Genomic DNA, 10,284 nt, shown 5'->3' with positions numbered 1-10,284 from the left:
GTCGTCGGCAAAAGTGGCCGTGTTGTCGTGCTGGAATTTCCAGATCTGCCAGCGGGTGCGGCGCACGGCCGAGGGATCGCGCCGAAAGCGCGCCAATTCCGCCGCGCTGTAAGGCCGGTCGTCCTTGGGCACCATCCATGGCGGAGTCCGCTGGAACACCGTCACGCGTTCCGCGGTTTTCGCGAGCTCGGGAACAACCTGCACCCCGCTGGCGCCGGTGCCGATCACCGCCACCTTCGTGCCAGCCAGCTCGATGCCGTGATCCCACCGGGCGGTGTGCATGAGCGTGCCGTCGAAGTCGGTCAGGCCCGCGATTTTCGGGAGCTTCGGCGATCCGAACAAACCGACGGCGCAGACGACGACATCGGCGGTCAGCGTCGCGGCTTGCCCGGCACGGTCCAACTGGCAATCCCAGCTCCACGTGTCGGAATTCCAACGGACCGAACGCACTTTGGTGCCGAGCATCAGATGGCGGCGCAGGTCGAAGTCGTCGGCCACGGTCTCGAGGTAGGCCAGAATCTCGGGCTGGCGAGCGTAGGTGCGGCTCCACGACTTGTTGGGCGCGAAGGAAAAGGAGTACAGGTGGCTCTGGATGTCGCACGCGGCGCCGGGATAGGTGTTGCGCCGCCAGGTGCCCCCGACCCCGTCGTCACCCTCGATGATCACCAGATCATCGATGCCGGCGCGGCGTAGCGCCACCGCCGCGCCGATGCCCCCGAAGCCGGCCCCGATTATCGCCACCTTCGGTGGGCGCCGGCGGCGCGTCGCCGCTCGAAGCCGGCCGACCGCATAGCGCCCACGGGCGCGTCGGCTCGTCACGGCCCGGCCTTTCCGCCGCGGATCTCATACCCGCCCAGGTCCCCTTTCGCCCGCCATGCCTCCAGCATGTCGGCGTACTCGGTCGGTGCACCGATGAAGAAGCTGCCCTGCCGAGTCTTGGCGTCCGCCTTCCCCTCCCGGTTGTAGTAGCCCGGGGTGCAGGTCCTTGCCCGCTCGGCGGTCGCGGCAGAGCGGGCCACGACCAGGTCGACCCATCCGGATTCGGCGCTGGATGACGCCTCGATTTCGGTGACGCCGCGTTCAAGCGCCCACGCGATGATCCAGGCGGCGTGGCTTGCCTGCACGTCCAGCAGGTATGGGAAGTTCACCGTCAGCCCAGCCTGGGCGATGCTTTCGATGAAGCAATTCGGAAAGCCATCGGCGCACAAGCCCTGGAACGTGCGCACGCCGTCGCGCCACCGATCGGTCAGCGTCACGCCGTCGCGGCCGATCAACTCGAACCCAGTACGCCGGCAGTAGTCGGTTCCGACCTCGAAACCCGTTGCGAAGATGAGACAATCGAGCTCGTACGTCGCTCCGTCGACGACGACGCCGGCCTCGGTGATTTGCTGGACCCCGCGACCGCGGGTGTCGACCAGCGTGACGTTGTCGCGGTTGAAGGTCTGCAGATAATCGTCGTGGAAACAGGGCCGCTTGCAGAAGTAGCCGTACCACGGTTTGAGCGCCTCGGCGGTCGCGGGATCGACCACGATCTCGTCGACGCGCGCCCGAATCTCCTCCATCTTCGCGAAGTCGGCCAGTTCGATGTTGGGGGCCGGGCCGGCGCCGTCGTGGCGCATGACCGGGAGCTTGCGGGTGATGCTCGTCCAGGCGTCGGCGACCAGATCTTCATCGGACTGCCCCCCGGCCGTCAGCATCTGGAAGTTGCGGATGCGGTTGCGCTGCCAGCCCGGTTGTAATGCGTTGGCCCACTGCGAATCCGTTGGTCGATTTGCTCGGACGTCGACGGATGACGGCGTGCGCTGGAAGACGCAGAGATGTTGCGCCGCCGCGGCGAGATGCGGCACGCACTGGATCGCCGTCGCGCCGGTGCCAATGATGCCGACGCGCTTTTCGGCCAGGTTCTCCAGCCTTTCACCGGTGTAGCCATAGTCCCAACGGCTGGTGTGGAAGGTCTGGCCGCGAAAACTGCCGAGGCCGGCGATCCCGGGCAGCTTCGGCTTGGCCTGGTATCCGTTGGCCATGGAGACGAACTTCGCCCGCATCTCGTCCCCGTGGTTCGTCCGGATGATCCAGCGATAAGCCGTTGTATCCCAACGTATCTCATACACATCGGTCCGCAGGCACGCGTCGCGGTAGAGGTCGTAGTGCGCGGCGATGCGGCGGCAGTGCGCAAAAATCTCCGATCCCCTGGCGTATTTGTCCGCGGGGATGTAGCCGAGCTCCTCCAGCAACGGCATGTACACATAGGATTCGACGTCACAGGCGATCCCGGGATACCGGTTCCAGTACCAGGTGCCGCCCACGTCGGCCGCCCTGTCGATCAGCCGCACGCTTTCGACACCGAGCTCACGCAGCCGCGCCCCCGTCAACAGACCGCCGAAACCGGCACCGATTACCGCGACGTCAACCTCGTCGGTGAGTGGCTCGCGGGTGAACTTTCCGTCTACCCATGGGTCTTCGGCGAATCGGGCGAAAGCACCCGCCGTCTGCACGTACTGCGCGATTCCGTCCGGGCGTAGTCGCCGTGCCCGCTCTTCGGCGTATTTCTGGCGCAGCGCCTCGACGTCGAACGTCACGCCAACGGTCTCGGTCAAAGCATCGACTTCCTCATCGTGATCCCGGACCGACTATATAATCAATCGTTTGATCATATCAACGGCGCGGCTCGGGCTTGAGGATGCGGACACGGCTTCGAGCGCCCTCACCGCACCCGAGACGCGCGCGAAGGTCCACGGCGCCCGCTTGCGCTCAGCAGCGTGCCCCTGATCAGTTGCTTGGCGGAGCCTAGCGCCGCGTGGTAGTCCTCCGGCGGCAGCGTGGCCGCCACCTCGGTCAAGCCGTAGATCAGCGAATAGATCGCTTCCACCGCGCCCTGCCGATCCGCGCGGTCGGCGTCCTGGACGATGCCCTCGATGATCTCGCGGAACGCCTGAAAGCCGGTGCCGCCGGCCGCCCCGGGGCCGATGGCGCCTTCGGTCCGGATCGCCCACTCGAAGGCCGCGAGGTCGGGGTATTCCCGCATCAACTGGCCCGATTCGTCGAGCACCGCCTCGATTCGGTCGATGACGCCGCCGGGGCGGCCGGCGGCCTGGCGCAGCCGCGGCAACGCGACCTCGGTCCTGGCCGCGACGGCGGCCTTGATCAACTCCGACTTGTTGGGAAAGTAGTTGTACAGGCTGGCGCTGGTCACCTCTGCCGTGCGGGCAATCTCGCGGATGGTCGCTCGGGAATAGCCCGTTGTGGCCACGCAGCGCATGGTGGCGACGATGATCCGCTGGCGAGTCTCCTCGCCGCTGGCGCCGGCCGGGCGACCTAGCTGCGCCCGCGCCATCGCGATGTCCTCACCCGTGCGTCCTGTCCACCAATTCCCGAGACGGCATTACCGTCGAATATAATCGAGCGATCGATTAATGTTCGGTTCTCTACGGAGGTGCGCCGCTTGAACACCGCGCGGTCGCAGTTGGGTCGCCCCGCGGGCGCCAGCGGCGAGCGGACCCGCGCCCGAATAATCACCGCGGCCATGCGCTGCGTGGCCGAGGTGGGGTACTCGCAGGCGACCATTCGAGAGATCGCCAAGGCCGCCACGATGACCAGCGGCAGTCTCTATCACTATTTTCCGAACAAGTCCGAGCTGCTCACAGCGACCGTCGGGGAAATCGACGAGATCGCATTGCCACGGCTGCGGGCCGCCGCAGCGCAGTCCGATGACGTCGTCGATCGCCTCGGGGCGGTGCTGGACGAGCTGGATCGGTTGCTGCGCGAGTATCCGCATCTGGCCGCGTTCGATCGTGCCATGCGCGCCGAAAGCACCGCCCACCCGCGCAACGGTGGAGCAAGGCACACCGGCCTAAACGCGTTGCGCGACATCATCAATGACATCATTCAGGACGCGCAAGCGCGGCAGGAATTGCCACCCGGCACCGACCCGGGCGCCGCGGTCAACGCCATGTATGCGTTGGCCCGTGGCCTAACCGACCGGGCGGCCAGCCTGACAACGGAGGCCTATGTGGCCACGCTGGACGCGGCCAAGGAACTGATCAGGGGAACGCTTTTCGCGCCGCACGCGAGTCGCCGAGCGTCCACAGCGCGACGCCGATCAGCACAAGATCCTTGAGAGTTCAGTGACCCAATCGATCGAGCCCGGCGACGATGAGCCGCAAGCCGTATGCGAACTCCTCTTCCAATGGCACGGGCAGGTCGTCGGCGACCGCGACGGTCGCCGGATAACGGGACGGATCAAGCTCATGGAATGCGGCCGCTAGCTCGGCATCGTGCTCGGCCGCGGTCGATCCCGACTGCTGGATCGCGAAGCCGAGCACATAGCGGGACAGCGTTGCGTAGGCGTGGGCCGCGGCCACCGGCGGGAATCCGTTGTCGAGCAGAAGCGACAGAATCAGCTCGCGCTGGGCCAGTGCGTTGGGTCCCATCGGCACGTGGCCGATCAACAACGATGCGACATTGCCGTGGCGTCCCAGCGCGTCAAACATGTGCTGCGCGAACGATATACACGCCTGTTCCCACGGCAGCGCGGTCAGCGCGTCCGCGTCGAGACCGGCCTCACCGAGCATGCGGTCGACCATCATGGCCACCAATTCCGATCGGTTGGCGAAGTGACGGTACAGCGTGGCGGTTCCCGAACCCAGGCGTTGCGCCAGGGAGCGCATCGACAGCGCATCGGCCCCGCGCTCGTCGACGAGTCCGAGCGCCGCGGCGAGGATGCGGTCCAGTGGCAGGGCCGGGCGCCCGCGGGAGCGGCCGGGCGGGACTCCATCGCTCAACGCAGGCACCTCCGAACCCGAGCGCGCGCAGCGCCTTGACACAACCCCCAATAACGGACACACTGTATCCATTAATTGCGTCCCGAATCAAGCCCTCGATAGCAAGGACCTCTCGCCATGCTCCTTCCCCTGGCCACGGAGCCGTACACGGCTCCTACCGACCGCGACATGCTCCCTTCCGAGCGCCGCGAATTCGTCCGTACGCATCGGACCTGTGTGTTCGGTTACCGCCGTCGCAACGACGGCCCGGCCATGTCGATCGTCTACTACATCCCCACCGACACCGACGAACTGCTGGTAGCCACCATGGCCGGCCGCGGCAAGGCCCGCATCGTCGAACGCGACGGCAAGATCAGCCTGTGCATCCTCGACGAACGGTGGCCGTTTTCCTACCTGCAGGTGTACGCCGACGCGACCATCGATCGCGACCGCGATCTTGCGGTGGACGTCATGATGGCAGTCGCCGGTCGAATGTCGGGCCACCCGCTCCCCGACGAGGCACGCCCTTCCGTCGAAGCAATGCGGGAACGAGAAAGCCGCGTCGTCATCCGCTGCCGCCCCTACTCCAGCTACGCAACACCGCCGCGCCACCTGCACCGCAACGACCAGGTCGACGAATTGACCCATTGGGCGTCCGGTGTGATCGCATGGGACGCCGCGGATCCCGCGACCGATTGATGACCTACTGCCCGGCGTAGCGATCGCGCAGCTTGGCCAGCGTCGCCTCGATGCCTTCCGCGTTGGCTTTGCGGAACCCCATCCGCTCGTAGTACTTGAGCCCGTTCTTGATGGCGCCGGCTTCGCGGTAGTCGAACGTCTCGGTGACCCGCGTCCGGGTCGGTGACAGCGACTCGAATTCCCACCGCCAGCGGTGTCCCACGGGATGGCGCCATTCGATCAATTCGTTCGGTTTGAGTGCGGTCACCCTGCTGGTGATGCGGTATGGCACACCGTACATCTTCATCTTCGTCGAAAACTTCGAGCCCACAGCGATTTCCGACGGGACCCTGATGTTGTCGCCCACGGTGCCCGATCCGTCCAATTCGTGGTGGCGTCGCGGATCGGCGGCCATCGCGTACAGCTCGGCGGCCGGCGCGGCCACTTCGACCGAGCGGCTCACCTGGCGGGGGCCCGCGTCGACAACGTTGACAGCCATGACGGTCTCCTTCCTGCTGTCCGGCAGCCAGGCCGACGCTACGCTTCGCCGAGTTGAACTATTAACAACTGTTTGGATGACGACGTACAGCAGGAAGGGGTTCGGTGAGCGAGTCGATCTCGGGCAAGGTGGCATTGATCACCGGCGCGGCCCGCGGACAGGGACGGGCGCACGCGGTGCGGCTCAGCGCCGAAGGCGCCGACATCATCGCGGTCGATATCGCCGGGCCGTTGCCGTCCAGCGTTCCCTACGATTCACCGACGCCCGACGACCTGGCCGAGACGGCACGACTGGTGAGCGCCAACGGCAGAAAGGTCATCACTTCGGCGGTCGACATCCGTGACCTTGATGCGCTCAAAGCGGCGGTCGACGCGGCCGTCCGCGAACTGGGCCGTCTCGATATCATCGTCGCCAACGCCGGGATCTGCAGTCCCGCACCCTGGGACCAGATCACTGCCCAGGCGTTCCGCGACACCATCGACACGAACGTGATCGGCACCTGGAACACCGTGATGGCCGGCGCTCATCACATCATCGACGGCGGTCGCGGCGGCTCGATCATCCTCATCGGATCGGCCGCCGGTATCAACATGCAGTCGTTCATGATCCATTACACGGCGAGCAAGCATGCCGTCGTCGGGATGGCGCGCGCGTTCGCCGCCGAACTCGGCCGGCACAATATCCGCGTCAACAGCCTGAACCCGGGAGCAGTCGCCACCCCGATGGGCGCCGGCCGGATGCGCGACGCGCTTCATGCGGCCGCCGACACCTACCCACACCTGCGGGGCATGCATAAACCGCTGCTGCCCGACGGCATCGCCCAGCCTGAAGACATCGCCGATGCGGTCGCGTGGCTGGCCTCGGACCAATCCAGGCTGGTTACCGCCACTCAGGTTTCCGTTGACATAGGCGTGGGCTATGTCTGATCCCGGTCTCATCCCGGTCTGATCCCGGCGGGCGGGCGCCGCGATGGCCCTCTCCAGCGCGTTCGTCGTCGGCAACGGCCTGCGACTGCGCTCCTTCGCGAGCACGATGCGTGAGGATCCTGTGGGATAGTTGATCTGGCCTACCGCGTTCTCCAAGCCTCGGCCGGTGGGCTATTCGCAAAGCGATCGGATTTAGCGAAGGTCACCGCCGTTGTCCCAATTCGTCGAACAGCTGTCCTTGCTGCATGGCTGGTTGCCGGTGACGGTGCAGGCGCTCGCGCTGCTGGTGGTCGTCGGCGCGACCGGATGGCGCAGGCGGCGTTGGCGGGGCTGGGCGCTTCCGGTGGCACTGGGCGTCGCGGCACTGGCCACGGCGGTGTCGTATTGGTACATCACCTCGATCGGCGTGGCCGGGTACCCGGCGCCCGTGTCGCTCTGGCTGTGGATAGCGATGAGCGGGCTCGCGGTCGCGGTGCTGATGCTGGGATGGCCGGGCGCCCGCTGGTGGCGTCGCGCCCTGGCCGTGTTTTCGGTCCCCCTCTGCGCGCTGTGCGCGGCCCTGGCGTTGAACGGTTGGGTCGGCTACTTCCCCACGGTGCTGGCCGCGTGGGATCAGCTGACATCGCGGCCCCTGCCTGATCAAGTCGATCGGCTGAGGGTCACCGCGATGCAGCTCGAGGGGACCAAGCCGGCCAAGGGCGTCGTAGTGCCCGTGACGATCAGCGGCGACGCGTCGCACTTCCCCCACCGCCAGGAACTGGTGTATCTGCCCCCGGCGTGGTTCAACAGCAATCCGCCGCCCCGGCTGCCGGCGGTAATGATGATCAGCTCGGCGTTCAACACGCCCGCCGACTGGCTGCGCCCCGGCGGCGCATTCACCACCATCGACGACTTCGCGACCCGGCATCACGGCTTCGCCCCGGTGCTGGTGTTCGTCGACCCCACCGGCACGTTCGACAACGACACCGAATGCGTCAACGGCACCCGCGGCAACGCCGCCGACCACCTGACCAAGGACGTCGTGCCCTTCGTCGTCTCGAACTTCGGGGTGAGCGCCGACCGTGCCAATTGGGGCGTCGCGGGATGGTCGATGGGTGGTACCTGCGCCGTCGACTTGGCCGTCATGCATCCGGAGCTGGTCAGCGCCTTCGTCGACATCGCCGGCGACCGCAGCCCCAGCGTCGGCACGAAGGACCAAACCATCGCCCGGTTGTTCGGCGGCAACAGCGCCGCCTGGGCCGCCTTCGACCCCGCCACCGTCATCGCTCGGCACGGTCACTACACCGGGGTATCGGGATGGTTCGATGTCCCCGCGTCGCCCGGTTCGCGCACCGTCGCCGAGGCAGCCAATCCCGCCCTCGCCGCTCCCGGCGACGACCCCGCCGCCAACCCGGAAGGTCAGGACGCCGCGGCCAACGCGCTATGCGACGTCGCCACCGCCAACGGGATGACCTGCGCGGTGGTCACCCAGCCGGGCCAGCACGACTGGCCGTTCGCCGCGCAGGCGTTCGCCGCATCGTTGCCGTGGCTGGCCGCGACGCTGGGGACCCCCGAGACCGAGCCAGTCGCATTGCCGCAGCGCGGCGGCGGCGCGCCTCATTGACGCCAGCTATGCGAGACCGTTACCTTTTCGAGGCTGAATTCACAGCTGAACCTCCTGTAACGAACCCGACATATTGAAACGGGCAATGGTACGGTTCGCTGCTGTGGCGGCGGAGTTTGGCAATGCAGGTATCCGGGGTACCGGGTCGCGTGTGCCGACATCGCACCGCAAAAGACCCGCGACGAGTCGGGGCGGTTTCGCCGTCTCCGCTTTCGGGGGTCGAGGCGCCACGCCGGAGCTGAACAGGCGCCGTTTCCTGGGCGCGCTGGCCGCGGCGACCGTGGCCGGCGTGGGCGCGGCTCGCCTGGTGGTCGACCCGCAGCCCCGTACATTCGCCGAGACGTCTCCAGCGAACGTGGCAACCTCCGGCCCGACGGCGCCGTCCGCCCTGCTGCCGCCCCCGCCGCTGAGCGCCCGCGTACCGCTACCGGGTGGCGGCGCGCTGACCAAGATCCCGGGAGAGGGCGATCTGCTGGCGCTGACCGTCGACGACGGCGTCAACAGCGAAGTGGTCCGCGCCTACACGCAGTTCGCCCAGGACACCGGTATCCGGCTGACCTTTTTCGTCAACGGAATCTACAAATCCTGGACCGAAAACCTGGACTTGCTCCGGCCGCTGGTCGACTCCGGGCAGATCCAACTGGGCAACCACACGTGGTCACACCCGGATCTGACGACCTTGCCCAAGGACCAGATCGCCCAGCAGATCAGCCGCAACGACGAATTTTTGAAGAAGACGTATGGCATCGGGGCGAAACCGTACTGGCGGCCGCCCTACGCGAAGCGCAACGCCGCCGTTGATGCCGTCGCCGCCGACCTCGGCTACTCCATTCCGACCTTGTGGTCGGGGTCGTTGTCGGATTCCACGCTGATCCACGAGGACTACATCGTGAAGATGGCCGACGAATACTTCACCCCGCAGTCCATCGTCATCGGCCATCTCAATCACCTGCCGGTCACACACGTGTATCCACAACTCGTCGACATCATCCGCGACCGAGACCTCCGCACGGTCACCCTCAACGACGTCTTCCTCAAAACGCCGTAGCAGTGGACGCGCCCGATCCGCAGCGGCTTGGCGGTCTTGCTTGGGTCCGTCGTACCGGTGGTCAGCTGTCGGTTGCCGAGCGACGCCGACTTTTCGTTGCGATTGCGGTGGGCCAGTGGCAGAACGCCGTGGGCCGGGCCAAGCTCGCGCTGGGCCGGCTTCCGGCGGCGGCTGCGCGCGTGGATGTAACGGCCTTTCCGGTGCCCGATTCCCGGTTCGCGCGCGAGGCCGAGGAGGCGTGTGCGGAATTGCCGCCGGCCCTTCAGGGCCACTCCTACCGGACGTGGTTGTTCGGGCGCGCGCTTGCGAGCGTCGCCGGGCACGAGATGGATGACGAGCTCTTCTACTGCGGCGCGCTCCTGCACGACTACGGCATCGTCAGGCCAACGGCGAACCGCGATTTCACACTCGGCAGCGTCGAACGGATGCTCTCCTGCGCGACGGCGGCAGGGCTGAACGATGAGCGCGTGGATCTACTCGCGGACGGCATCTGCGTCCACACAACGCCGGGCGTCACGGTCGAAACCGACGGCGCGATCGGCTGCTACCTGCAATGGGGGGCGATGGTCGACGGTGCCGGACTGCGGATGTGCGACGTCGCTCCCCACAACGTCGAAGCGGTGCTTCGGCGTTACCCGCGGGGTGATTTCAAAAGGGAGCTGATCGCCATGATGCGCGCGGAGGCGGCCGCGGTGCCGCGGGGACGCTTCGGGCTCCTGGTTCGGTGTGGGTTGCCGTTAGCCGTGCGGCTGGCGCCGTTCGACTCCTGA

General features: G+C 66.8%; 11 protein-coding genes. 6 read left to right on the top strand and 5 right to left on the bottom strand.

Annotation, left to right across the window (positions count from 1 at the left end; all coding sequences use genetic code 11):
• From JWP83_RS10875 to JWP83_RS10865, 3 genes are all read right to left on the bottom strand, one after another.
• Nucleotides 1-819: NAD(P)/FAD-dependent oxidoreductase (locus tag JWP83_RS10875; RefSeq protein WP_297729924.1), on the bottom strand; the 819-nt coding region annotated here is incomplete at its 3' end.
• A complete protein-coding gene (locus JWP83_RS10870; RefSeq protein WP_297729922.1) occupies nucleotides 816-2,597 on the bottom strand; it encodes an NAD(P)/FAD-dependent oxidoreductase in 1,782 nt (593 codons plus the stop codon). The genes JWP83_RS10870 and JWP83_RS10875, both read right to left, overlap by 4 nt.
• 107 nt (nucleotides 2,598-2,704) lie before the next feature.
• The gene (locus JWP83_RS10865; protein ID WP_297729921.1) at nucleotides 2,705-3,334 is read right to left on the bottom strand and encodes a TetR/AcrR family transcriptional regulator; all 630 of its coding nucleotides are present in this window, start codon (nucleotides 3,332-3,334) and stop codon (nucleotides 2,705-2,707) included.
• Between the two features lie 108 nt (nucleotides 3,335-3,442).
• Between JWP83_RS10865 and JWP83_RS10860 the strand changes: the two genes are divergently transcribed.
• A complete protein-coding gene (locus JWP83_RS10860) occupies nucleotides 3,443-4,117 on the top strand; it encodes a TetR/AcrR family transcriptional regulator (RefSeq protein ID WP_297729920.1) in 675 nt (224 codons plus the stop codon).
• 4 nt (nucleotides 4,118-4,121) lie between these two features.
• Here JWP83_RS10860 and JWP83_RS10855 read toward each other — a convergent pair whose 3' ends face one another.
• A complete protein-coding gene (locus tag JWP83_RS10855) occupies nucleotides 4,122-4,730 on the bottom strand; it encodes a TetR/AcrR family transcriptional regulator C-terminal domain-containing protein (RefSeq protein WP_297729934.1) in 609 nt (202 codons plus the stop codon).
• Between the two features lie 168 nt (nucleotides 4,731-4,898).
• Here JWP83_RS10855 and JWP83_RS10850 point away from each other — a divergent pair, with 168 nt between their 5' ends.
• A complete protein-coding gene (locus JWP83_RS10850) occupies nucleotides 4,899-5,459 on the top strand; it encodes a pyridoxamine 5'-phosphate oxidase family protein (protein ID WP_297729918.1) in 561 nt (186 codons plus the stop codon).
• Nucleotides 5,460-5,463: 4 nt separating this feature from the next.
• Here JWP83_RS10850 and JWP83_RS10845 read toward each other — a convergent pair whose 3' ends face one another.
• Nucleotides 5,464-5,937: an SRPBCC family protein gene (locus tag JWP83_RS10845; protein ID WP_297729916.1), complete on the bottom strand. Its 474-nt coding sequence runs from the start codon at nucleotides 5,935-5,937 to the stop codon at nucleotides 5,464-5,466.
• A 104-nt stretch (nucleotides 5,938-6,041) separates the two neighbouring features.
• Here JWP83_RS10845 and JWP83_RS10840 point away from each other — a divergent pair, with 104 nt between their 5' ends.
• From JWP83_RS10840 to JWP83_RS10825, 4 genes are all read left to right on the top strand, one after another.
• Nucleotides 6,042-6,863 carry a mycofactocin-coupled SDR family oxidoreductase gene (locus tag JWP83_RS10840; RefSeq protein WP_297729914.1) on the top strand — a complete coding sequence of 274 codons (822 nt, stop codon included), beginning with the start codon at nucleotides 6,042-6,044 and terminating at the stop codon, nucleotides 6,861-6,863.
• Between the two features lie 211 nt (nucleotides 6,864-7,074).
• Entirely contained in the window at nucleotides 7,075-8,466 is a 1,392-nt protein-coding gene (locus JWP83_RS10835) for an alpha/beta hydrolase-fold protein (protein ID WP_297729912.1), read from the top strand.
• Between the two features lie 238 nt (nucleotides 8,467-8,704).
• Nucleotides 8,705-9,514, top strand: a complete 810-nt coding sequence (locus tag JWP83_RS10830; RefSeq protein WP_297729932.1) for a polysaccharide deacetylase family protein — start codon at nucleotides 8,705-8,707, stop codon at nucleotides 9,512-9,514.
• Between the two features lie 2 nt (nucleotides 9,515-9,516).
• On the top strand, nucleotides 9,517-10,284 hold the full coding sequence (locus JWP83_RS10825; protein WP_297729910.1) for an HD domain-containing protein: 768 nt from the start codon (nucleotides 9,517-9,519) through the stop codon (nucleotides 10,282-10,284).

Source organism: Mycobacterium sp., from assembly GCF_025965855.1.
In the GTDB taxonomy this organism is placed as follows: domain Bacteria; phylum Actinomycetota; class Actinomycetes; order Mycobacteriales; family Mycobacteriaceae; genus Mycobacterium.
The sequence above is the reverse complement of the archived record's forward strand: the minus strand, read 5'-3'. Positions and strand labels throughout refer to the sequence as shown.